Below are 23,205 nucleotides of genomic sequence, written 5' to 3' on the forward strand. Positions count from 1 at the left end.
TTCCTCCTTTTATCCGCGTACCGCCTCATGAGAGGCCATATATTCGTCGCGCTCCGCGCGGGTCGGCATAGCGTCCGAGCAGTCGTTCCTCGAAATGACGATCGAGGACGCGGCCGCGCCGCGCTTCATGCACTCATCGACACGGCAGCCATCAAGCAAACCGCTGATGAACGAAGCCGCGTAGGAATCGCCTGCGCCAAACGTATTGACCACCTTGGCCGGATAAATAACGCCCTCAAAACGGCCGCCATCGGCCGAAAAGCCGTAAGAGCCCTCCTTGCCGTGCTTGACCACGATCACCTTTGCGCTCTTCCCGAATAGGCGGTCGGCGCTTTTCTGGTCGTCCTTGTTCCCCGGATCGACAATACCCTCGATCACGTCAAACTCCTCGCGCGTGCCCAGTATCACGTCGCATTTCTCGCAGGCGAGGTTATAGTAGACCGCCATTTCCTCCTTGCTCTTCCAGGTGAACGGGCGGTAGTCGATGTCCATCATAATGCGGACATTGTGCTTGAGCGCGTACTCGATCGCCACGAACACCGCCTCGCGCGACGGACTGCCAGCCAGCGCGGTTCCCGAAATCATCAAAATCTTGGCCGAGGCGATATAGTCCTCGTTTACGTCGCTCGGTGAAAGGTTGAGATCGGCCGCGTTGTCGCGGTAGAAGATGACGTTGCATTTTTCCGGGCTTAATATCTCGGACACCGCAATCTGGGTATTTGCGCCCGTCTTATCGTAGACGATGCCGCGCGTGTCGATGCCCTGCTGCTGAAAATGTGAAATGATGTAGCGCCCGAAGCCGTCCGGCGCAATTTTCCCAATGAATCCGGTTTTTAGGCCAAGTTTGGCCGTGCCCATCGCGATATTGGCCGGTGACCCGCCGATATACTTGGAAAAGCTCTTGATCTCCTCCATCGGGCAGTTTAAATCATTGGCATACATGTCCACGCCGACGCGGCCGAGCGCAATCACGTCCAGTGGCCGGTTTTGTGCAAATTCCAATTTCATTTTCCGCTCCTTTTCACTCCAGCTCAACCGTTTTGTGCGTGTGCAGCGCCTCGGTCGCGGCATAGGTGACCTCGGTGCACTTGGTGCCGTCGTATACCGTGACCTCGGGCCGCCTGCCCTCGCTGACGCAGTCGACAAACTCCTGCATTTCGAGCTGGAACGCCTCGGCCCAGCGCTCGAGGAAATCCTCGGCGCATTGCTGCACCGCGCCGTTGTGATCGTAGATCAGCACGCGGTTTTTCTCGGGCACCACCGCGATGCGCAGCATGCCTTCCGTTCCTTGTATCTCGGTTTCCACATGCGAGCCGTGCGGCGCGATGCGCCCCGAATCGAACAGCGCCACCGCGCCGTTCCGGAACTCCATCAGCGCGACCGCGTTGTCCACGTCGTCGCACGCCGCGAGCTCATCGTACTTATAGCAGCCGCCCGCGGCGGTGATGCGCGTCACGTCGCTTTCGAGCAGCCAGCGCGCGAGGTCGATGTCATGCACGGTCAGATCGCGGAAGATGCCGCCGCTGGTCGGCGCAAACGGCAGGAAGCTATCGATGCGCGAATCCGGATCGAGGCTGGTGCATTTGACCAAGAACGGCTTTCCGATCTTTCCCTCACGGATCATCTGCTTGGCCGCCGCGTAAGACGGGTCGAACCGGCGCATAAAACCGAGCTGGAACACAAGCTCCGGATGCGCTTCGACCGCCCGCTCGGCTTCCTTGCACTGCGCAACGTCGACCCCGAGGGGCTTTTCAGAAAACACGTGTAGCCCGCGCGCCATCGCCTTGCCGATCTGCTCGCAGTGCTGGCCAGAGGGCGATACGATCACGACCGCCTCCATCTCCTTATCCAGTAAAAATTCGTCGAAATCGGTGTAGCCCGCAGGCACGCCCCAGTTTTCACAAACATAGTCCACCTCGTCCTGCTTGACGCTGCACGCCGCCACCAGCTCGGCGTTCGGGATACGGAACATCAGGTTCGAGGCGTGGCGCATGCCCAGCCTGCCCAACCCCACGATACCGACTTTCACCTTTTTCATCTGTCATCACCTTTCTTCTGCGGTTCTGATCCTGTCATTTCAGATTGCCATGTTTTGTTGCTTGTTTGCCGTTCTTTGCTTTCTCGTTTTCTATACTTCAAATTATATCGGCCGGCCGGCCAATCCGAAAGGAAAATCCTGTGCTGTTTTCCCTAAATTTCAGCCGCTATATGCGGCGATTTGTATTTTATTGCGATGCTTTTCTCAAGCATGTTGACGGCACCCTATATATTTCGCTTCCTTTCTAGCAATTGAAAACAGTAATTGCGTTTTATTGATTTTTACTGTCTTTTTATGTGTTTTCTTCTTGACAAAGGCAAAATTCAGCATATACTTATTACTAAACTAGCAGGGGGTGTTATTATGACGTCCTTAAGCTGGCGCGACGGCATCGCGCCTCCCCAGTTGCTGTATGTGGACGACACGACAGCCGCACATCATATCCACTGCATGCACAAGCACAATCGCATCCTGGAGATCCTGCTTATTCAAAACGGCCACGGCGTGTATTGCGTCGAGGACGAGCGCTATTTGATCGAAAGCGGCGACGTCATTATCTGTAACGCCGGCAGCATCCACGACCAGATCCCTGCGGACGGCGAGCCCTATGTCACCTCGTGCATCGGGCTGACCGAGCTGCAAATGCCCGGCCTGCCGCCAAACTGTCTGATCGCGCCCCACTCCCCCTCGCTATTCCACCACCCGGCACAGTTCCGGGAGCTTTGCGCACTCACCGCGTTGATCCGCAGCCATGTGAAGGCCGCGCGTTACAGCGAGTCCGACCGGCTGCTGACCGGCCACCTGACCATCTGCCTGCTCGAACAGGTGACGCAGATGATTGCGCTATGGCCGCGCCGCCTGCCCCAGCGCGACGAGCCGCTCGTACGTCAGATCAAGGGCTATATCGACGAACACTATGCCGACGACCTCTCTCTGGCGCAGCTCAGCACGCTGTTTTACATCAGCCCCTACCACCTGTCCCACCTGTTCAAAAAGCATTTTGAATACCCGCTCATGCAATATGTCATCCGGCGGCGCATCGGCGAAGCGCAGTCACTGCTGATGGGCACGCGCGCCAGCATCACCGATATCGCCGCCCAGACCGGCTTTGCCGATACCAGCCATTTCAGCAAGCTGTTTGTCAAATACGTCGGCATGAGCCCGAGCGAATACCGCAAATACCGCAGCGAAAAAGCGCCGTAAGCGGCAAAAAGCCTCGTTTTGCATACCACAGCCACGATCCGTGCATGCTAAAGGCGAGGTGATGGAACATGCAGGACGAAACGAAGGGCGAACTGCCCCTCGGGTTTGGAATGGCGCTTGCGCAGAACCCGGAAGCGATGGCGTGCTTCGCGCGCCTGTCCCCCGCCGAGCGCGACGCGGTGCTCGAACGCTCGCGCCACGCGCAATCGCGCGGCCAGATGCAGCAGCTCGTAAACGACCTGATGCCGGACTGAAAGAAGCCCCTCTCCTATACAGAGAGGGGCTTCTTGCTTTGCGCAGGCATTGCGCGTATAATGGAAAAAACACCTATGGAGGATCATATGGATTTTGCAATCATCGGCTGCGGCCGCATCGCGGACAACCATTTGGACGCCGCTCTGCAAAACGGCATGCGTGTTTCCGCGCTGTGCGACATCAGCAGGGACAGCATCGCGCGCGTTTCTGAGAAATTCGGCCTGTCCGGCGCCGTCCATTATACCGATTACCGTCAAATGCTCGCGGAAAATCCGCCCGATCTTGTCACGGTAGCCACAGGCAGCGGCATGCACGCGCAAATGACGCTCGACTGTCTCGAGGCGGGCTGCCATGTCATCGTGGAAAAGCCGATGGCGCTGAGCCTTGCCGACGCCGACCGTATGATCGCGCTGGCTGAAAAGAAACATCTCCAGCTCTGCGTCTGCCAGCAAAACCGCTTTAACAAGGCGGTGCAGCGCATCCGCCGCGCAGTGGAGGACGGTTCGTTCGGCCGCCTTTATCACGGCACGGCGCATGTGCGCTGGCACCGCGATACCGCATATTACGATTCGGCGGCCTGGCGCGGCACCTGGGAGGCAGACGGCGGCTGCCTGCTCAACCAGTGCATCCACACCATCGACCTGCTGCGCTGGATGCTGGGCGACGAGGTCGACGAGGTCGTCGGCCTAACCGCCAATCTGGCGCACCCCAATATCGAAACAGAGGACGTCGGGCTAGCCATGGTGCGCTTCCGCAACGGCGCGCTCGGCCTGATCGAGGGCACGGTCAACGTGTATCCGGAAAACCTGGAAGCCGCGCTTTACTTATTTGGCGAAACCGGCACGGTCAAAGCGGCCGGAGAGGCGGTAAACCGGCTGGATATCTGGCGGTTCGCCGATCAGGACGACGCGGAGGAAAAAGCGGTGCGCGCGCAGTGCAGCGAGGAGATCGACAGCGTGTACGGCTTCGGCCACGTCCCGCTTTACGCCGATATGAAAGACGCGATCGAGACCGGGCGCGCGCCGCTGGTCGACGGTCACGCGGGCCGGCGTGCGCTCGAACTCGTCCTTGCGATCTATCTTTCGAGCAGGGAAAACCGCCCTGTCAAGCTGCCGCTGCACGATATCGGCACGCTGGACTTCAAAAAATAAGCGCTAAAAAAGCACACTCTCTCAAGAGGAGTGTGCTTTTCTTTTACAAGTGGAACCGCCGCTGAAACTCGCCCTTGATGGTCTGCCACTGGAACAACAGCAGCACCGCGAGCAGCGCGACTGACAGCCCCGAACAGATGAGCGATGGCAAGACAACGCCGATCTTTCCGCAGGCCACCAGCACGGCGGGCACGAGCCCCAGCACGCACGCAGCGACGAATCCGCCCGCAAACGCGCGCACCGGCAGCTTCAGGGCGGGCGCGAGCACCAGCATGGTCAGCAGCGCCGCGACGCACACACATGGCAGCACAAAATCGAGCGACCAGCCGCGCCAGCCCGTCCACCAATCCCAAGCGACCGACAGCGCGGGGATCAAAAACGCCTGCCACGCAATATTCTGCATCACATCGCGGCGGTACGCCACGCCGATCGCCGACGCGACCCACACGCACGCCGCGCCGACCACAACGAACAGCGACCACCAGACCCGCGTCGACACCGCCAGATTGACCAGCACGCACACCGCGCTGACCAAAATCGCGATCAGCGCCAGTACGCGCAGGATCAGGCCGCTCGTAAGGCGCGTTTTCTGAAGCGCGGGAAACACCTCGGTATCCGGCGCGGGCTCGCCGGCCAGTTCGCCGCCGCACAGCGGGCAGCAGCGTTTGTGCCCGGCGACGGTCACGTGGCAGTAGGGGCAGTGCTGCATACGGGTTCCTCCTCGTGGTATTCATTGCTGCGGATCTCAAGATCCACGCCCGCGTCCGTCAGATGCGCGAAAAAGCGGCGCTGGATCTCGGTCGATTCAAAGGCCGACGTAAAGCCAAAATGCAGGCTGTTTCCAAACGTGCAGGTGCACAGCTGCAGCGCGCCGGTCGACATAAACACGCCGAATCCGCGCACATAAGGCCACAGCGCCTCGGGCAGCCGGAACTTGCCGACATTCGAGAGCGCAGCGGTCTCGCCCATGTCCGCGATGTCTCCCGACAGGCGCAGAACCGGGTTTTTGAGCAGCAGCGGGATCGGCCGCAAAAACGGGTTGTGCTCGAGCGCGGCCATCTGGTTCATCCGCGCGGCGAGACGTTCGGGCGTCAGCTCGGCTTTGAACGCCGCCGCGGTCGATTGCAGGATATCCTCAAACGTGCCGGGTTGGTTTTTGAAATGATAGGCCACACGGATCGTGCTGAAAAAATTGCGCGTTGTATCCGAGGGGAAAAAGCCCCGCAGGTCGACCGGCACGGTCAGCACGACCGGTCGTTTCTCATGCCGCACATACATTTCCTCATGGATGGCCGCAAACAGCACGGCGGCCAGATAGACGGTCAACGTCGCGCCGTACCGGTGCGCGGCGTCAAGCGCCTGGCGCACGTCGCACACGCCCTCCAAGATGGTCAGCCCGCCGTCCGGCCGGCGCGCCCCCCGCAGGCGGTACGCCCGTCCCGCGCCCCCAACCTTGGCACCCCCGTGCGGCTTATAATATTTTTGAAAGCTGTCCGCGCGGCGTTCGGACACCGCGGCGCGGCGCGGTTCTCCGGCCGCCAGCTCCGGATGGCGAAGCGCAAGGTACGCGGTCACCAGCGCCTCAAAAAACGCAATTGCGCCCGCACCGTCCGCCAGCACATGAAACACATCGATATTGATTTTATGCCGCCAATAGCTGACCTCGAACAGCAGCGACCGGCTGCCCTCATACAGCGGCGCGCAGGGCGGGCGCGATTCGGGTGAAACGCGCGGGCGCAGCGTCGTCTGCTCTAAATAATACCAGAACACACCGCGCCGCAGCACCATCGACATGTGCGGAAACCGCGGCAGCGTATCCTCCAGCGCACGCTGGAGCAGTTCAGGATCTACCTGTCCGGTGAGTTCGCACGACAGCCGGAACACCCCGGTATTCGCTCCGTGTGCGGTCGGCGGGAAAATCTTGGCGGCATTGTCGAGCCGCGCCCAGGTCATTGGTTTTTTTAGTTCTTTCGGCATGAAGCAGCCTCTCCGTTTAAGAAATGGTCGATCATATCATAGGTGTGGCGCACCTGCGAAAACCGCATGGAAAGCGAAAAATATCCGTGCAGCGCGTCCGGCATGCGGTACAGCGCGACCTCGTTGCCCGCACGGCGCAGCGCATAGCCGTAGGCCTCGCCCTCATCGCGCAGCGGATCGAACTCCGCGGTGACGATCAGCGTGCGCGGCTGGTTTGTCAGATCCTCCGCAAGCAGCGGCGCAAAATATGGGTTTTTACGGTTCTCCTCATTGCCGCCCGCGTACAGCTCCATATATTCGCGCACCCGCTTGGCGGTGAGCAGAAAATTGTCCCCATTTTCACGCACGGAATCGAACGGCGTGGTCTCGGTGTGGTCGTTATAGGTGGCGGGATAGATCAGGATCTGCTGCGCCACGTGAAACTCCCCCCGGTCGCGCGCCATGAGCGACACAGCCGCCGCCAGGTTGCCGCCGGCGGAGTCGCCGATCAGCGTGATCTCGCTCGACTGTACGCCGAATTGCTCGGGGTTTTGATAGACCGCCCGCGCGGCGGCATAGCAATCCTCCAGCCCTTCGGGGAACACATGCTCGGGTGCAAGCCCGTATTCGACTGACGCGACCCGGCAGCCTGTTTTTTTCGCGAGGTTTTTGCACACACTGTTATAGGTGTCCACGCTTTCGAGCACCCAGCCGCCGCCGTGGAAAAACAACAAAAGGCGCTGGTCGGTCTGCTTTTTCGGCGTATAAATGCGCACGCGCACCTCGTGCCCGTCCCGCTCGATTTTTTGATCCCAGAGCTGGTAAATGGGTGACAGCGGCGCTTTGAGCCCGCCGATCGCGCGCTCGACTCGGTAGGTCTTGCCGATCTCCAGCGTGTTCGCCGGATAGCTCAGCGCACGCAGCGCGGCGCGCATGGTCTTGTTGATGGCCATAAAAGGCTCCCCATTTCTATCTTTCAGTGGTCTTAGTATACCACCGATCGCGCGCGAACGCAAAGCCAAAGCGTTTTACACGAATTTTACATTTCCCCCCGCCTCTGGCACTTGACGAAGCGCCGTTTTTTTCCCATAATAGGGTTAGACGGCATTTACCGAATAAAGGAGAACGTATGAGCGAACATCTTGAAGAACTGCGCGCCAAACAAGGCTTCATCTGCGACATGGACGGCGTGATCTATCACGGCAACCGGCTGCTGCCGGGCGTGACCGAGTTTGTATCCTGGCTGCAGCGCGAGGAAAAGCGCTTTTTGTTTTTGACCAACTCCTCCGAGCGCTCGCCGCGCGAACTGCAGCAGAAGCTCGGCCGCATGGGATTGGACGTGGGCGAAGAACATTTCTACACCTCGGCGCTCGCGACCGCGAAATTCGTCGCCAGCCAGGCGCCCGGCTGCACAGCCTATGTGATCGGTGCGCCCGGTCTGGTGGGTGCGTTATACGACGTTGGCATTTTGATGAACGATGTCGACCCCGACTATGTCATCTGCGGCGAGACCAACGCCTATAATTACGAGACTATCCTCAAAGCAGTTGGCTTTGTGCAGCGCGGCGCACGCCTGATCGCTACCAACTCCGACCTCACCGGCCCCAGCGAGACCGGCATAATCCCGGCCTGCCGGGCGCTTGTCTCGCCCATTGAGCTCGCGACCGGAAGGCCCGCCTATTACGTCGGCAAGCCCAATCCCCTGATGATGCGCACCGGCCTTCGCATGCTGGGCGTGCACTCGCACGAGGCCGCCATGATCGGCGACCGCATGGACACCGACATCGTCGCGGGCATCGAGTCCGGATTGGACACCGTGCTCGTGCTCTCCGGCTGCACGGCGCGCGAGGAGGTGCAGAACTATGCCTACCGCCCGCACCATATTCTAAACGGCGTGGGTGAGATCCCCGGCTGACGATGGCAAATCCATAACAAATAAAAACGAAGCCGCGTTAAACGGCTTCGTTTTTTATTGCTGGTTTATGTCGTTTACCGCATTGCATGTTCACGGTCCGGTTTTGAAGCCGCTTCTCTGTCTTCAAACACCTGAGCGCGCAGGATCTCATCCATTTCCCGCTTGCTACGCGGCTTGCGGCGGTCAATCTGAGAAATATAGAGGTATTTCCGGATGACAAACAGCATGCCCACCGCCAATACGGCCAAAAGATTTTCCAACGGCGCGGTGTGTTCAACGATCATCTGACGCGCGACCGCCAGCAGCATCACGTCGACCACTGAGTCGATCGTGTAGCTGGTGATCATCTTGATCAGCTCAATGCCAATGATGATAAAGCATGCGTCGCTCAGCCGATGTTGCAAATAGTCCGGCTCAGAAAATAAAGAGCCGAAGTCCGTCGTGCAGACCATGCCGATACCTGATACCAAGCAGGCAAATAGGATGATCACGCCGAGTGCAATTTCGATGGCTGTCGCGGCAGAGGAAAGCTTGTCGCGCAGATCAGAATTCATGTGTTGTCTCCTTTTTCTTGCGGTTTTTTTTATTATAACATGCATCGCCCGCAGTCTCAAGAGGCTGCGGGCGATTTGTGGGAAAGGGGGATTGGGATTGTTAAGGTTTAGCCGATGCCGCCGTAAATCGCGCCGGCAATTAGAGCAATCAGCGCGAGCGGCACGTAAATAAACTTTCCAAGCGGATAGAACCAGCTTCCGATCGGTTTCTTTGCGCCCTCGTTGACCGCGCCCAGTGCGGACTCCTTCTTAAGCACCCAGAAGAACATGATGCCGGCAAGCATAGCGCCCAACGGGCAGATATAAATTGAAACGACATCCATCCACTGCGAGGTCCACGGCTGGATGCAGAGGGATACAATCGCACCGATAATGCCGATCCCGCCGACCGCAGCCACGCGGTTAAACTTCAGCTTCTCCTGCAGGAACGCCACAGGCGCTTCATACAAGTTCACGATGGAGGACACCCCCGCGAACAGCACACAGATAAAGAATATCATGCCGATAATGCGCCCGCCCGGCATCGCGTTAAACACATTGACCAGATAGACAAACATCAGGCCGGGGCCGCCCTTTACTTCGCTGATGCCCGCGCCCAGAACCGACGCCATGGCCGGGATGATGACGAAAGCTGCCAGCAGAGCCGCCAAGGTGTCAAAGATCGCAACATTTCGCGCGGAGTTCGGGATATCCTCTTTTTTGCCTAAGTATGAGCCGTAAATGACCGAGCCGTTGCCCGCAACCGACAGCGAGAAGAACGCCTGGCCGAACGCGAACACCCAGACCTCGGGATTGAGCAGGCCTTTGGGACTCAGGGTAAAGATGTACTTATAGCCCTCGGAGGAGCCGGGAAGCGTTGCGATGTAAATGCCAAGGCCCAGGAACAGGAAAAACAATATAGGCATCATGATCTTGTTGGCTTTCTCAATGCCGCCCGCAACACCCAGCGCCATAATAACTAGTGAAGCGACTAGACCTATGAGTTGCCACACGCCGTTGCCGATGCCGAAGAAGCCGTTTGAAGCCATCATGCCGATCGCTTCGCCCAAATGCTCAGCTTCCGGTGCAGTCGCGCCGAATGCGCCGCCAATGGCGTTCATGTCGGTGCCCAGACCGAACAGTCCGCCAGAAATGCTCATAAACGTATACTTGAAAATCCAGCCCAGAACGACCGTATAGCCGATGGCCAGCATCAACGCGCCAATAATCGGCAATGCGCCAATAATTTCGCCGGATTTCTTTTTACCGGTGCGTTCTTCGGTGCACATGCCGAACGCGCCGACCGGTCCCGCGCTTGCGCGGCGGCCGAGTGCGAATTCCTCCATAACGCCCGAGGAGGCAATCAGTACCACAAAGATGAAATACGGAAGCAGGAAAGTCAGCCCGCCGTATTTCTGTACCATGATCGGGAAGCGCCAGATGTTGCCCATGCCGACCGCCGAGCCGATACAAGCCAGGATGAAGCCCCACTTGCTTCTAAAGCCATCGCGGGTAGTGGTCTCGTTACTCATTTGTAGTCACACCCCTTTTTCTCTCTGCTGATAATACCCCTTTTAAAAACGCCCGCGGAAACTATTTCGTTTTCCGCGGGCGTTTTTGCCTGATTCATCTCCTGCGCTCTTTCCACGCGGCGCAGGTTACGCACTGGTTTTACCGGTTGTCAGATGTAGATTCTTACTTGTTCGGATACGGCTCAAGGAACGCGTGGAAGTGGCGCATCGGCAGATTATGGCCCCAGACGATCCGCATGTTGGGGATATTCTCCCGGTCCTCATACAACGCCTTGACCGCCGCGATGACGTAATCGAGATGCTCCTGCGTCAAACGGCTGCGGTCGATCGCGAAGCGGACGACGTTGCACACCTCGGCCTGCTGCTCGGGTGTTTTCAGGTCGTACTCCATCGAATAATCGCCCAGCTCGGAGGTGCGGATGCCGTAACGGCGGATCAGCTCGATGCTGAAGCCCTGGCCGGCAAAGGTCTCGTGGCCGCGCTTGTTATCGAAGAATTCGTCCATGTTGATGTATACAGCGTGCCCGCCTGCAGGGAGCACGACGCCCTTGACGCCCGCATTGTAGAAGCCCTCGGCCAGATAGTTGCACTGCTGCACACGCTCGTGCAGGTAGTTGAAATCGCAGCTCTCATATAGGCCGACCGCCAGCGCCATGATATCACGGCCGGACATGCCGCCGTAGGAATCGTTGCCGTAGCAGGAAATCTGCTTGACCTTGAGCAGAACGCCTACGTCTGTCTTAATCGAGCCGTCTTCATTAAAGTCGGAGAACTTTTTCCAGAAGCGGCCCTTGTCGCGGAACGCGAGCATGCCGCCCATGTTGGAGTGTCCGTCCTTCTTGGCGGACATGGTGAACGCGTCGCAGTAGGAGAACATTTCGGTGGCGATTTCGGCGATAGACTTATCGGCGTAGCCCTCTTCATTCATCTTGATGAAGTAAGCATTTTCAGCCCAACGCGCAACGTCGAACACCAGCGGGATGTCGTACTTCTGGGATACACGGCTGATCTCGCGGATGTTGGCCATCGAGACCGCCTGACCGCAGACCGGATTGTTGGTGATGCAGGTGAAGATCAGCGGCACGTTCTCAACGCCGACCGCCTCGATCAGCTGCTCGAGCTTTTCAATATCCATGTTGCCCTTGAAGGGGTTCTTCTCATAGCGGCCGCCTTCGGGAACTTCCCACAGCAGCTGCTTGTTGTACAGATTACGCGGCACCGAGCCCATCTGCTTGATGTTACCCTCAGTGGTGTCAAAGTGGCCGTTGGACGGAATGGTGAACACCTTACCCGGCTCGCGCTGGGCGAGGATCTTTTTGACGATCTCCATCAGAACGGACTCCGCCGCGCGGCCCTGCTGGATGATAAAGGCGTTCGGGCGCTCCATCTGCGCCGCGCCGCCGTTAAACAGGCCGCCCTCGTATTCGCAGAGGTAGACTTCGTCCATCATCTTTTCCACGTCGCGGCAGTCGGTGCGGACAAGGTCGATGATCTTTTTCCAGTTCTTCTCGCCGCCGCGCTCGAAGATATCGCGGAACGTGTCGAGCAGGACGTAGTAACCGGTGTTGCGGCCATAGGCCTCGTCGCCCAGGAACAGGCTCGCCCACTGCTGGTTGGTCATCGCGGTGGTGCCCGAGTCGGACAGCATATCAACGGTCAGCATGCCGGAAGGGAATGCAAACTCATTATAATGGGTGGATTTCAGGGCGCGCTCGCGCTGTTCGACCGTGACGGCCGGGATATCGCGCACGGCAAATGCGCAGTGGCGCGGGGTGGGAACATTCAGCGGATACTCTTTCATAATACTATAACCTCCATTTTTGGGCGCTTTGCGCCATCATTGTTAGAGGATACCCCGGTCGTCGTTCTCCGGTTTCCCGGTTTCTGCGACTGGCGGACAGCACCTTACCTGAATTAGAGTAACTGAGGCTGGTTTCAGCCGAGCATTGCGATAACCTCGATTTCGACGAGCGCATCTTTCGGCAGGCGCGCGACCTCGACCGCGCTTCTCGCCGGGAAACCGCCTTCGCCAAAGAACGTGGCGTAAACCTCGTTCATCGCGGCAAAATCGTTCATGTCGTTCAGAAATACGGTGGTCTTGATCACACGGTCCATGCCCACGTTGGCCTCAGCCAGAATCGCCTTGACATTTAGGAGCGACTGCCGGGTCTGCGCCGCGATCCCCTCTGGGAACGCGCCGGTAGCCGGGTCGATCGGGAGCTGACCCGAAGTGAACAGCAGGCCCCCTGTCGCGACGGCCTGTGCATATGGGCCGATCGCCGCAGGCGCGCGGTCCGTGCTGACGATTTGTTTCATCCAATTCCGCCTCCTTTTCTCTGTGCAATAAATTTATCACGTCTCAAATCTTTTGTCAATTCGATTTTGTGCATTTTGTATGATTGTGCAGTTTTGTTTTTTCGTTTTATGGAAATTATCCATAGGCTTTAGCGACTTTGTTGAGAATTTTTTCTTTTAATTGTGATAAATTATCCCACCCTTGTTTTGACAAAGCTGCGAACGGTACGATATAATATATTTATGAGTCCGGCGGCCTGCCGGGCCGCAGATTTTCGCAGCATAAGAAGAATTGAGGTGAGGGCATGGCTAATCCGTTGTTACAGCACTATGTGAAGCTGACCGAGTTCCTCGGACACGCCCTGGGTCCGGATTACGAAGTTGCACTGCACGATCTTACCGATAAAAACCGATCGATTATCGCTATTGCGAACAACCATGTAAGCGGCCGCGAAGTCGGCGCGCCGCTGACCAATGTGGCGCTTCAGATCCTGATGGATAAAAGCTATGAGAAAAACGACTACCGCCTGCATTACTGCGGCGTATCCGCATCCGGCAAGACCCTGCGCTCGTCCACACTGTTCATCAAGCAGAACGGCAAGCTGATTGGAATGCTGTGCATCAATTTTGACGACAGCCGCTATCAGGCGGTCGGCGAGGAGATCCTCAAGCTGTGCCACCCGGATACATTTGTGGACACGGCGGTTAAGCGCTCCATACGCGGGCCTTTCACCGAGCAAGTGCCCGCTCCCTCGACCGAGAGCTTCCACAACTCGATCGACGCGGTAGCAGGCGACGCAGTCGCGCGCGCTTTAGCCGCGCTCGGTGTGACCGCCGACCGTCTGACGCCGGACGAACGCATCCAGATCATCACCCAACTCGAAACGGGCGGCATCTTCCTGCTCAAGGGCGCGGTCAAAGACGTAGCCGAGGCGCTGCATTGCTCGCAGGCCAGTGTATACCGCTACCTGTCGCAGGTCAAGCGCGACGAACCATAAAGGAGGCCGCTATGCTGATCCCACTGACTGCCGCCGAAATCCCGGCGTTCACTGCCGGCTGCACGCGCGAGCACGTATTTGGCTCCAAGGCGCTCACCGCGCTTCGCGCCTATGGCTTGGGCGATCCGCGCGCACGTTTTTTCGTGTGCATGAAAGGTCATGAGCCCGCCGCTTCCCTATATCTGTCCGGCGGCGTTCTGGTCATCTCCTCGGACGACCGCGCCGACCCCGCGCCCATTGCGGATCTTGTGCGGCGCGAAAACGTCACCGAGGTGGATACCAACTGGCAGCAGTGTCAAGCATTGCAGGCCATGCTCGGCGGTACGACAGAAAGCTCGTATTACATGGTATACCGTGGCCCTGCGTTCGATGAGGATTTTCCAGACATCCAGCCAGGCGAGCTTCCGGCCGTTTTTTCCATTTTACAGCAAAGCCATGCGTATTACCGAACGCACCTGCACTTTGAAAGCTGGGCCGCCGACCTGTCGCAGCGGCTCGACCGCGGACTGACCGAAGTCTATCAGCTCATGCTGGACGGCACGCCGGTCGGCACAGGCTGCATCGCGTCCGAGGACGACGAGTGCGGCGTGATCGCGGCGGTTGCCGTCCTGCCGGAATACCGCCACCGCGGGCTGGGCGCGCGCATCAGCCGCTTCCTCACGCGGCGCATCCGGGAAAAAGGCAAAACGCCCCGTCTGATCGCGGGATACGACGCGGTAGCCGAGCTGTACCGCCAGATCGGCTTCGCGCCCTGCGGGCGCTGGGGCGAGTTATATTTATAGGGGGATGGTTTCCATGCGTTATATCGATCTTAGAAGCGATACCGTCACGCAGCCCACGCAGGCTATGCGGGACGCGATGGCGCACGCCGCGGTGGGCGACGACGTGTTTGACGACGACCCGACCGTCAAGGAGCTCGAGGCGTATGCCGCAGGGCTGCTCGGCAAGGAGGCGGCGCTGTTCGTCACATCGGGCACGCAGGGCAATGCGTGCGCGCTGCTGGCATGGACCCGGCGCGGCGACTGCGTCGTGCTCGCGCCGACCTCGCATATCGCCGACCATGAGGCCGGTTCCTACGCCCAGCTTGCGGGCGTTTCCGTGCGATTTCCCAAATCGTCGGACGGGGCGATGGATCCCGATTCCGTCCGCGCGTGCCTGACGGACGATTCCGATTTGCAGACCGCTCCCGCCAGTTTGGTCGTGATGGAAAACGCGCATTCGACAGGCGCGGCCGTGCCGCTCGCCAACATGAAAGCGGTCTACGAGGTCGCGCATGAAAAGGGCATTCCCGTCCATTTGGACGGCGCGCGGCTTTTTAACGCCGCCGCCGCGCTCGGCGTGCAGGACGTCAAAGAGCTGACACAGTACGGCGATACGGTGATGTGCTGCCTGTCCAAGGGGCTGTGCGCCCCGGTGGGTTCGATCCTCGCCGGACCCAAAGACGTGATATACCGCGCCAAAAGAGCCCGTAAGGTGCTAGGCGGCGGTCTGCGGCAGGTCGGTTTTCTCGCGGCAGCGGGCAAGCTCGCGCTGACCGATATGACCGCCCGCCTTTGGGAGGATCACGAAAATGCAAAATATCTCGGCGCACTGCTGGACAAAATCGAGGGCGTGCACGTTTTCCACAGCCGCATCCAAACCGATATGGTCTTTTTCACCGCCGATTGGGACGCGGACAAGGCTGCGCGCTACCCGTCCTATATGCTGGAGCGCGGCATCAAGGTGACCGGGCTGCTAGGCGGCGAATACCGCATGGTCACTCATCACGATATTTCAAAAAGCGACTGTGAAGCGGCGGCCGCCGCCGTGCAGGGGTTTGCTATGGAGGGATAGCATGTACGCGCAATATTTCCGGCGCATGCTCTGGCTTGCCGCCGGCATGCTGGTCAGCGCGGTCGGCATCGTGATGATGCTGCAGGCCAATATCGGCCTCGAGCCTTGGAGCGTTTTGCAGCAGGGCATGGCGCAGACCATCCATATCACTTACGGCACTGCGTCGGTCATTGTCGGCGCGGGCGCCATCCTGATCGCGGTGCTGTGCGGGGAAAGCTTTGGTTTTGGCACGATCATCAACATCGTCCTGTGCGCGGTGTTCATTGACGCGCTGCTGTTCCTCGGCTGGATCCCGCAGATGACCGGGCTCGCTTCCGGCCTGCTCATGCTGGCCGCCGGGCTGGAGCTTCTGGCGCTCGGCACTTGGATGTACATGAAATCGGCGCTCGGCGCGGGTCCGCGGGACGCGCTGATGGTCGCACTTGCGCGAAAGACCGGCCGTTCGGTCGGCCTGTGCCGCGCGACAGTCGAGGTCTTTGTCATCCTGACCGGCTGGCTGCTCGGCGGACAGGTCGGCGTGGGCACTGTGGTCGCCGCGCTCGGCTTGGGTTCCCTGTTCAACATCAATTTCCATCTGCTCGGCTTTCACGCGGCCGAGGTGCACCAGGAGAGCGTTGCCGAAACGCTCCGTATCCTGCGGCAGGGCGGTAAAAAACCTTAAAGAAAAAGAGCGGGGCAAAAGCCCCGCTCTTTTTTTCTCATCCCGCCTGCACGCCGCTGTATGGCAGATAGGCCTCTTCCCCAAAGAGGAAGGCTCCGTCCCCATACCAGTTTTCCAGCACGATATGGCCGTTTATTTTGGAACAGTGCGCCAGCAGCCACATTTCGCCCATTTCCGCGTGGGCGTCTATCGCCTCCGGCTCTGGGATCACACCGTACTGCTCGATACCGCTGATCGCAAGGCAAACCGTAAAGCTATCGTATTCCTCTGGCGGGAAGCTGTCTGATTGCGGATAAAGCCCATCCTCCGGATCATTCCACCAGCACCATGCCTCGCCGCGCTCGGTATAGTGCCATTCGTCATCCCGGGTGAGCACATAGGTGTCATCCTCATCGATGGACAGCGTAAATTCGCCGCCGTCCGGCAGACTGATGACGCCGCCCCCGCCAAACACCGAGTTGGCCCATATCAAGTCGCTCGAACCATCATCCTCCGGCGCGGGCGTAGCCTGCGCGGAAGCGCCGCCCTGCGGAAGATCCTGCGCCCAGTGGCTGACGTCATAGGCGCGGTTACTGATGTATTCAAACGCCGCCGGCAGAAGCGCCGAAAGCGCGATCACGATCGTCAGCACCGCGCCTGCCGCTTTCTTCGCCTGCCCCTTGCTCCCCGCGGACGAGGAAGCCCTTTTGCTTTTGTCCGTATATTTTTGCGCATAGGTCTGGTGCGTGCAGGTATCTTTTGTGTGGGATGTATGCGTCCCATCAGTGTACCGGGGTACCGACAACCGGCCGCGCGCGCCCGCCCGCGTGCCGCACATCGGGCATTCGCGTTCGCTGTCCTCATAGTTGACGCCGCAGTTCTGACATTTCATAAAAAACGCGCCCCCCTTTCCCTGCTGTTATCATAACAGAGAATCCGAGAGCGCGCAAGCTATTTAAAACGTCCGGGCAAGCGCGGTGAGCTGCGCATGGTCGAATAGGCGCACCTGTTGGATGCCTGCATGCTCGGTCACGCCCGGACCAATATTGGGATGTATGGTCGACCAGGCGAAATCGAACGCAAACAGCACAACCAGCGCGGCGCACAGTACATTCCGCCCCGCTTTCGGCAGTCTGCCGATCCGCGCGGCGAGCGCAGGTGCAGCCGCATAGACCGCTACGCAGCAGCCCACGCCGAACAGCAGCATGGTTTCCAAGCAGATGCGTCCGCCAATGTTGAAAGTATAGGTGCTGTAATCCCACCAGCGCAAGCCGTAAACCGCCTCCAGATAAACGCTTGTCCCGTATTCGATCGCGCCGCACAGCAGCGCCGATGCGGCAAACAACATTTGCGGCCGGTCGGCCAGCCGCCGTAGCAGAATGACCACTGCGACACCGCCCGCGCCGTAGATCGGCAGCCACGGCCCAAGCAGCGTGCCGCGGTTGACCAATTCGCCGTCAAACACGACATGAAGCATGACTTCCCACAGCCATCCCGCCATGGAAAAGGCGAAAAACAGCAGGGTCAGCGTCTGGACCGAGTATTTCTCGCCGGCTGAGCGTATCCGTCTAGCCGCTATTTCCCGATAAACTGCTACCATAATGTTTTCCTCCTTTCGATGCTTTCATTGTACCTTACAGCTCTTTCGATTTCCCCTAAAGAAATCTTAAGATTTACGAAAGGGGGATGCGTTTTTGCGCATCCCCCAAGCCGCTTTATTCTAAATTGAGCTTGTTTTGCAGGATATAGCGCGTTCCAAAGAAAAACGCTGCGCCGGGAATCGCCGAGGCGACGCACATCAGCAGCAGTACGACGTGGATCTGCGCCGCTTCCGCCAGATAGGTGACCCAGCCGAACATTGCATTGTAAATGCCGCTGTCACCCGCCATGATGACCATAGCGAACAGGAACTGCAGCACGGTCGACAGCACAAAATACCAGACGACCGCCATCGCGACGCGGTGCTTTTTTGCGAGATGGCCGAGCGCGATGCAAGCATACATAAACAGAATGCTGCCCAAGCTCATGATGACCAGCATGACAATTGCCTCGAAGATATACAGCAGGCCGTTTGCCACGCCAAACTCGGTGCGTGTAAGCACACGGAAGAAATCCGCGATGAAGCTCGCAAAGTCCACCGGGAAAGAGCTGGATGCCGCCAGAATCACCACGCTGAGCATCGCGGTGATGCCGCTCAAAACGCACATGACAAAGGCGATGATGGTTTTGGACCAGATATGCTGCGCGGGCGTGACCGGCAGGGTGAACATCAGGTAGCCCTCGTCGCCCAGCAGGCTCTTATAGAACCGCTGCAGCAGGATGACCGCCGTGACCACGAAAACCGCGACCATCACGCCGAAATAGGCGAACGCGGCCAAAAGCTGCGGGATGCCGTGCAGCATGTTTTGCAGATGCAGCACTTCCATCAGGCGGTTGATCAGCGCAACGACCAAGACACCGCCGTAAACAGGCAGGCAGGCGCGCGCGCACGCTTTCCATTCATATTTTAAAAGCTTCAGCATGCGAACACCTCCCTGAACAGCATATCGACTGACTTTCCGTGCTCTTCGCGAATGGTATCGACGCTTTCATGCAGCGTCAGCACACCGTTCTTAAGGAAGATCACTTCGTCGAGCACGCGCTCGATGTCGGCGATCAGGTGCGTGGACAGCAGCACGGTCGCTTCCTCGCTGTAGTTGGACAAAATTGTGTTGAGGATGTAGTCGCGCGCCGCCGGGTCGACGCCGCCGATCGGCTCGTCGAGCAAATAAAGCTGCGCCTTGCGGCTCATCACTAAAATCAGCTGCACCTTTTCTTTCGTGCCCTTACTCATGGTCTTCAGCCGGTCAAACGGACTGATCTGCAGCGCCTTGAGCATATCGTTCGCCTTGACCTTATCAAAATCCTTGTAGAAATCCGCAAAGAAGTCCAGAAGGTCGCAGGCTTTCATCCAGTCGTTCAGGTACGGACGGTCGGGCAGATAGCTCACCACCTCGTGGGTGTGCTTGCCCGGTTTTTCGCCGTCGATCGTGACGCTGCCGCTCGTCGGCTGGATCAGGCCGTTTAACAGCTTGATCGCCGTCGTCTTGCCCGAGCCGTTCGGCCCTAAAAGGCCGATGAACCGGCCGCGTTCCAGATTCAGATTGAGATTGTCGAGCGCGCGCACGCTGCCGTAGCTCTTGCTCAGCGCCTCGCAGACGACCAAATCATTTGTTTTCTGCATCATTCTTCCCCTCCCCCGCGCTGTGCTTGCGCAGCAGCGCTTCGATTTGCTGCTCGTTATAGCCGAGCAGGCTCATTCCGGCCAGAAATTCCGCGATGCGGTCGGCCGCAATTTTCTCACGCACGCTATCGATCATCTGACTGTCCTCCGTGACATATCGCCCGCTTGTGCGGTTGGTGTGAAGCAGCCCCTCGCGCTCCAGATCGGCAAGCGCGCGCTGCATTGTGTTCGGGTTGACGCCGGCCTCCGCAGCCAGCTCGCGCACCGGCGGCACCTTGTCCCCCGGCTGCAATTGTCCGCTGACGATCTCTTCGGTCAGCCGCTCCATGAGCTGCTGATAGATCGGGCGGTCGCCCCGTATCTGCCACTGCATGGACTCACTCCTCTCTGTACTTCTGTACTATGATGTTAATACAATAATACTATTACACAGATTTGTCAAGGGGTTTACAAAAAAAATTTAATTTTTTCTTTTCCTATGGTATACTGAATACTAATGGAGGGGAATTACATTGAAGATTTATCCGCATCTGCGCGTGATCTGGCTGGCCACGCTGGTCTCCGCGCTGACCGTGTTCACCGTGCTGCCCGAGTCGCAAATCGCGGCGCTGGTCGGCACAATTGTCAACCTGGTCGCCTATGGTTTTATTCTATACCATCTGCATAAGCTCTCCGGCGAATCGCCCCGCTTTGCACGCGCGTTTCTGTTTCAGGTCGCCTCGCTGATCTTGCAGGTGCTGGCAATTGCCGGGCTTGCCATGTATCTTGCGGACAGCAGCGATACGCCGCTTTTCTTTGCTTCGATGGCCATGATGACCGGCGGTATCTTTGGCCTGGTGAGCGATTATAACCTGTTCTGGGGACTGGATGAGCGCATCATCCCCTGTGGTTACGCTTATCCGGCGCGCCGTGTCCGCTGGTGTTTTTATGCGCCGCTGCTCGGCGCTGCTGTCGCCGCCATGGTTGAATACGGCGCAATGGCAGCCGAAAAAGAAAACCTGATGCTTGCGGTAGCCAGCGTTATCATCCAATTGGCGTTTCAAGCCGCCGCGCTCGTGCTGTTCCTGCAATATAACCGCGCTGTGCGCGACCGAGAAGAGCATCCACTCGATATTCCGCAATAAGAAAAAGCCTGTCTGCTATGCAGACAGGCTTTTTTACTTCTTATATGTATTTTTCGATCACGCTTTGCTCAACAATCTCCTTGCCCAGCAGCGTGATCGCCTGCTGCGGACACCGGCAGACACAGCGGTAGCACATCGTGCAGCTTCCATGCGCCGCCGCCTTGCCCTGCTCAATGGTCAGGTTTTGCATCGGACACAGCCCGGCACACAGACCGCAGCCGACGCATTTTCGACTGTCAATCTTAAGCTTATCTGTATAGGCCGCGGTTTTTTGGCTGAAATACAGCCGCTGCCCGAACAGCCCCGCCAGATGACTGCCAAAGCTCAGGCCTGCCCGCGGTGGTTTGCCGTTTTTCATCTGCTCCGCCGCGCCGCGCAGTTTGCCCTTCGCGTCTTCCACGATACGGCGGTTTTGCTCAAGCGGCTTTTTCAGCGCTTTCACATCGGCGATGCAGTCCGGCATCTGCACGTGCAGGCCGCCGGTGATCTCCGCGCCGTGCTTTTTCAGCAGCCGCGCGGCAAGCCCCGCGCCGTCGCCGCTGAACATACCCATGGTTGCAAGCACAAAAACCTTTTTGCCCTGCCACAGCGCGGCGTTCTGTTCGATAAAATCGCGCACGATCTTCGGCAAGTTGCTGTAATACACCGGATAGCCGAAGACAATCTCCTCCGCTTCCCGCAGCCGGCCGGCCGTGGCGGCGGCCTCCAGCGGGCAAAGCGCGCCCTCGTCCTCGCCCAGCCCTTCCAAAAGCTGACGCATGCACCAGCGCGTGTTGCCCGTGCCGCTAAAATAAATCCCCGTCATACATTCTCCGAAAATTCCGCAAGGCGCAGACCCTCATTGTGATCCTGCGCATAGGTGATGTTCCACGGCATCGTAAACAGCAGCAGGCTGTTGCCCCTGAGATCCTCGACGATCTTCGTATCGCTCGTGAGCTGGAGCTTTTTCACGTCAAATTCCTCTTCGTCATTTTCGACCCAGCGCACATGCTCGTACGGCAGCATTTCGCGGATGATCTCGACGTTATATTCGTTTTTCAGCCGGTATTCGAGCACCTCGAACTGCAAAACGCCGACCACGCCGACGATGACCGCCTCCATGCCCGTGCCCGGCTCGCGGAAGATCTGGATCGCGCCTTCCTGCGCGATTTGCTCCACGCCCTTAACAAACTGCTTGCGCTTGAGCGTATCCTTTTGGCGAACGCTGGCAAACAGCTCAGGCGCAAAGGTTGGGATGCCCGAAAACAGGCATTTGCGTTTGGGATCGCACACTGTGTCGCCGATTGCAAACACGCCCGGGTCGAACACGCCGATGATATCGCCGGCATAAGCCTCGTCGACAATCGAGCGGTCCTGCGCCATCATCTGCTGCGGCGCGGCGAGGTTCATTTTCTTGCCCGACTGCATGTGCAGCACGTCCTGCCCGCGCTCGAATTTGCCCGAGCAGATGCGCAGGAACGCGACGCGGTCGCGGTGCGCCTTGTTCATATTGGCCTGGATTTTAAATACGAACGCGGAAAACTGCGGATCAAACGGGTCGATCACTCCGATATCGGCCGTGCGCGCGGTCGGCGGCGGTGTCATCTGCAAAAACTTTTTCAGGAACGGCTCCACGCCGAAATTGGTCAGCGCCGAGCCGAAAAAGACGGGCGAAAGCCTGCCCTCGTGCACGGCGGACAGATCGAACTCATCGCCGGCTCCTGAAAGCAGCTCCACATCGTCGATCAGCGTCTGATACTGCTCGGCGGGCAGCGTGCCCTCCAAGAGCGGATCGTCGATGGACAGGCGCTGCGCCTTGACCTCGTGGCGGAAATCCGCCCCCTCAAACGCGATGACCTGGTCATCCATCCGGTCGTACACGCCGCGGAACCGCTTACCCGAACCGATCGGCCAGTTGACCGCGTAAGTGCCGATGCCCAGCTCGTTTTCGATCTCCTCTAACAACTCGTACGGGTCGCGCGATTCCCGGTCCATCTTATTGATGAACGTGAAGATCGGCACGCCGCGCATCGCGCAGACCTTGAAAAGCTTTCGCGTCTGCGCCTCGACGCCCTTGGACGCGTCGATAACCATGACCGCGCTGTCCGCCGCCATGAGCGTGCGGTAGGTGTCCTCCGAAAAGTCCTGATGCCCCGGGGTATCCAGGATATTGATACACTTGCCCTCGTACTGGAACTGCAAAACGGACGAAGTGACCGAAATACCGCGCTGCTTTTCGATCTCCATCCAGTCGGACACCGCGTGGCGGCTGTTTTTCTTGCCCTTGACCATGCCGGCCTCCTGAATGGCGCCGCCATAGAGCAAAAACTTCTCGGTGATGGTCGTTTTGCCGGCGTCCGGGTGCGAAATGATCGCAAAGGTGCGCCGGTTCTCGATTTCTCGTTTTAGGTCTGACACGAACTTATTTCCTCCGGTCTATGGGTAAATTTTCTTAAAACCTACACAGGAACGACACAAATCCACGGTATAGTAAAGGCTGTGGAAAGCGTTAAAAGGATCCCCCCACATG

25 protein-coding genes are annotated in these 23,205 nt (G+C 58.5%); 9 read left to right on the top strand and 16 right to left on the bottom strand.

The window, feature by feature from the left end:
- Nucleotides 1-9: 9 nt before the first annotated feature.
- Nucleotides 10-1,008, bottom strand: coding sequence for a 5-dehydro-2-deoxygluconokinase (gene iolC / locus SO058_RS04390; protein WP_320841780.1), 999 nt, complete (start codon nt 1,006-1,008; stop codon nt 10-12).
- A 13-nt stretch (nt 1,009-1,021) separates the two neighbouring features.
- Nucleotides 1,022-2,038, bottom strand: coding sequence for a Gfo/Idh/MocA family protein (locus SO058_RS04395; protein WP_320841781.1), 1,017 nt, complete (start codon nt 2,036-2,038; stop codon nt 1,022-1,024).
- A gap of 363 nt (nt 2,039-2,401) precedes the next feature.
- On the opposite strand from SO058_RS04395, the gene SO058_RS04400 reads away from it, so the two are divergent.
- The 3 genes from SO058_RS04400 (at nt 2,402) to SO058_RS04410 (ending at nt 4,647) form a co-directional block, all read left to right on the top strand.
- Nucleotides 2,402-3,241 carry an AraC family transcriptional regulator gene (locus SO058_RS04400; RefSeq protein WP_320841782.1) on the top strand — a complete coding sequence of 280 codons (840 nt, stop codon included), beginning with the start codon at nt 2,402-2,404 and terminating at the stop codon, nt 3,239-3,241.
- Nucleotides 3,242-3,309: 68 nt separating this feature from the next.
- On the top strand, nt 3,310-3,495 hold the full coding sequence (locus SO058_RS04405; protein WP_320841783.1) for a hypothetical protein: 186 nt from the start codon (nt 3,310-3,312) through the stop codon (nt 3,493-3,495).
- 87 nt (nt 3,496-3,582) lie between these two features.
- Nucleotides 3,583-4,647: a Gfo/Idh/MocA family protein gene (locus SO058_RS04410; protein WP_320841784.1), complete on the top strand. Its 1,065-nt coding sequence runs from the start codon at nt 3,583-3,585 to the stop codon at nt 4,645-4,647.
- A 43-nt stretch (nt 4,648-4,690) separates the two neighbouring features.
- On the opposite strand, the gene SO058_RS04415 is transcribed toward SO058_RS04410, so the two are convergent.
- From SO058_RS04415 to SO058_RS04425, 3 genes are read right to left on the bottom strand one after another with little or no spacing between them, the layout of a single operon-like run.
- Complete coding sequence (locus SO058_RS04415; protein WP_320841785.1) at nt 4,691-5,356, bottom strand: DUF6320 domain-containing protein; 666 nt, start codon at nt 5,354-5,356, stop codon at nt 4,691-4,693.
- Entirely contained in the window at nt 5,329-6,624 is a 1,296-nt protein-coding gene (locus SO058_RS04420) for a hypothetical protein (protein ID WP_320841786.1), read from the bottom strand. Before SO058_RS04420 ends, SO058_RS04415 begins: the two co-directional genes overlap by 28 nt.
- Nucleotides 6,609-7,556, bottom strand: a complete 948-nt coding sequence (locus tag SO058_RS04425) for an alpha/beta hydrolase (protein WP_320841787.1) — start codon at nt 7,554-7,556, stop codon at nt 6,609-6,611. Before SO058_RS04425 ends, SO058_RS04420 begins: the two co-directional genes overlap by 16 nt.
- A gap of 176 nt (nt 7,557-7,732) precedes the next feature.
- On the opposite strand from SO058_RS04425, the gene SO058_RS04430 reads away from it, so the two are divergent.
- Complete coding sequence (locus tag SO058_RS04430) at nt 7,733-8,518, top strand: HAD-IIA family hydrolase (protein ID WP_320841788.1); 786 nt, start codon at nt 7,733-7,735, stop codon at nt 8,516-8,518.
- Between the two features lie 74 nt (nt 8,519-8,592).
- Here the strand turns inward: SO058_RS04430 and SO058_RS04435 are convergent, their stop codons facing one another.
- From SO058_RS04435 to SO058_RS04450, 4 genes are all read right to left on the bottom strand, one after another.
- Nucleotides 8,593-9,072, bottom strand: coding sequence for a phosphate-starvation-inducible PsiE family protein (locus SO058_RS04435; RefSeq protein ID WP_320841789.1), 480 nt, complete (start codon nt 9,070-9,072; stop codon nt 8,593-8,595).
- 107 nt (nt 9,073-9,179) lie between these two features.
- Nucleotides 9,180-10,583, bottom strand: coding sequence for a sodium-dependent transporter (locus tag SO058_RS04440; RefSeq protein ID WP_320841790.1), 1,404 nt, complete (start codon nt 10,581-10,583; stop codon nt 9,180-9,182).
- 163 nt (nt 10,584-10,746) lie between these two features.
- Nucleotides 10,747-12,384, bottom strand: a complete 1,638-nt coding sequence (locus SO058_RS04445) for a tryptophanase (protein ID WP_320841791.1) — start codon at nt 12,382-12,384, stop codon at nt 10,747-10,749.
- Between the two features lie 134 nt (nt 12,385-12,518).
- The gene (locus SO058_RS04450) at nt 12,519-12,899 is read right to left on the bottom strand and encodes a RidA family protein (RefSeq protein ID WP_320841792.1); all 381 of its coding nucleotides are present in this window, start codon (nt 12,897-12,899) and stop codon (nt 12,519-12,521) included.
- A 284-nt stretch (nt 12,900-13,183) separates the two neighbouring features.
- Here SO058_RS04450 and SO058_RS04455 point away from each other — a divergent pair, with 284 nt between their 5' ends.
- From SO058_RS04455 to SO058_RS04470, 4 genes are read left to right on the top strand one after another with little or no spacing between them, the layout of a single operon-like run.
- Nucleotides 13,184-13,876 (top strand): helix-turn-helix transcriptional regulator, encoded by a 693-nt coding sequence (locus SO058_RS04455; protein WP_320841793.1) that lies wholly within the window; start codon nt 13,184-13,186, stop codon nt 13,874-13,876.
- A gap of 11 nt (nt 13,877-13,887) precedes the next feature.
- Nucleotides 13,888-14,658 carry a GNAT family N-acetyltransferase gene (locus tag SO058_RS04460; protein WP_320841794.1) on the top strand — a complete coding sequence of 257 codons (771 nt, stop codon included), beginning with the start codon at nt 13,888-13,890 and terminating at the stop codon, nt 14,656-14,658.
- Between the two features lie 13 nt (nt 14,659-14,671).
- Nucleotides 14,672-15,709, top strand: coding sequence for a threonine aldolase family protein (locus SO058_RS04465; RefSeq protein WP_320841795.1), 1,038 nt, complete (start codon nt 14,672-14,674; stop codon nt 15,707-15,709).
- Between the two features lies 1 nt (nt 15,710).
- Complete coding sequence (locus SO058_RS04470; RefSeq protein WP_320841796.1) at nt 15,711-16,370, top strand: YczE/YyaS/YitT family protein; 660 nt, start codon at nt 15,711-15,713, stop codon at nt 16,368-16,370.
- 37 nt (nt 16,371-16,407) lie between these two features.
- On the opposite strand, the gene SO058_RS04475 is transcribed toward SO058_RS04470, so the two are convergent.
- The 5 genes from SO058_RS04475 to SO058_RS04495 form a co-directional block, all read right to left on the bottom strand.
- Nucleotides 16,408-17,241, bottom strand: coding sequence for a zinc ribbon domain-containing protein (locus SO058_RS04475; protein ID WP_320841797.1), 834 nt, complete (start codon nt 17,239-17,241; stop codon nt 16,408-16,410).
- A gap of 63 nt (nt 17,242-17,304) precedes the next feature.
- Complete coding sequence (locus SO058_RS04480; RefSeq protein WP_320841798.1) at nt 17,305-17,949, bottom strand: putative ABC transporter permease; 645 nt, start codon at nt 17,947-17,949, stop codon at nt 17,305-17,307.
- A 115-nt stretch (nt 17,950-18,064) separates the two neighbouring features.
- Nucleotides 18,065-18,871, bottom strand: a complete 807-nt coding sequence (locus SO058_RS04485) for a hypothetical protein (RefSeq protein ID WP_320841799.1) — start codon at nt 18,869-18,871, stop codon at nt 18,065-18,067.
- Complete coding sequence (locus SO058_RS04490) at nt 18,865-19,575, bottom strand: ABC transporter ATP-binding protein (RefSeq protein WP_320841800.1); 711 nt, start codon at nt 19,573-19,575, stop codon at nt 18,865-18,867. Before SO058_RS04490 ends, SO058_RS04485 begins: the two co-directional genes overlap by 7 nt.
- A complete protein-coding gene (locus tag SO058_RS04495) occupies nt 19,556-19,945 on the bottom strand; it encodes a GntR family transcriptional regulator (RefSeq protein ID WP_320841801.1) in 390 nt (129 codons plus the stop codon). The genes SO058_RS04490 and SO058_RS04495 overlap by 20 nt, the downstream gene beginning before the upstream one ends.
- A gap of 139 nt (nt 19,946-20,084) precedes the next feature.
- Here SO058_RS04495 and SO058_RS04500 point away from each other — a divergent pair, with 139 nt between their 5' ends.
- The gene (locus tag SO058_RS04500) at nt 20,085-20,696 is read left to right on the top strand and encodes a hypothetical protein (protein WP_320841802.1); all 612 of its coding nucleotides are present in this window, start codon (nt 20,085-20,087) and stop codon (nt 20,694-20,696) included.
- A 40-nt stretch (nt 20,697-20,736) separates the two neighbouring features.
- Here SO058_RS04500 and SO058_RS04505 read toward each other — a convergent pair whose 3' ends face one another.
- Together SO058_RS04505 and SO058_RS04510 are read right to left on the bottom strand one after the other, a co-directional pair.
- Nucleotides 20,737-21,501, bottom strand: coding sequence for an EFR1 family ferrodoxin (locus tag SO058_RS04505; RefSeq protein ID WP_320841803.1), 765 nt, complete (start codon nt 21,499-21,501; stop codon nt 20,737-20,739).
- Nucleotides 21,498-23,093, bottom strand: a complete 1,596-nt coding sequence (locus tag SO058_RS04510; RefSeq protein ID WP_320841804.1) for a peptide chain release factor 3 — start codon at nt 23,091-23,093, stop codon at nt 21,498-21,500. The genes SO058_RS04505 and SO058_RS04510 overlap by 4 nt, the downstream gene beginning before the upstream one ends.
- Between the last annotated feature and the right edge of the window lie 112 nt (nt 23,094-23,205).

Origin of the sequence: Agathobaculum sp., from assembly GCF_034098985.1 — a bacterium.
GTDB lineage: Bacteria > Bacillota > Clostridia > Oscillospirales > Butyricicoccaceae > Agathobaculum.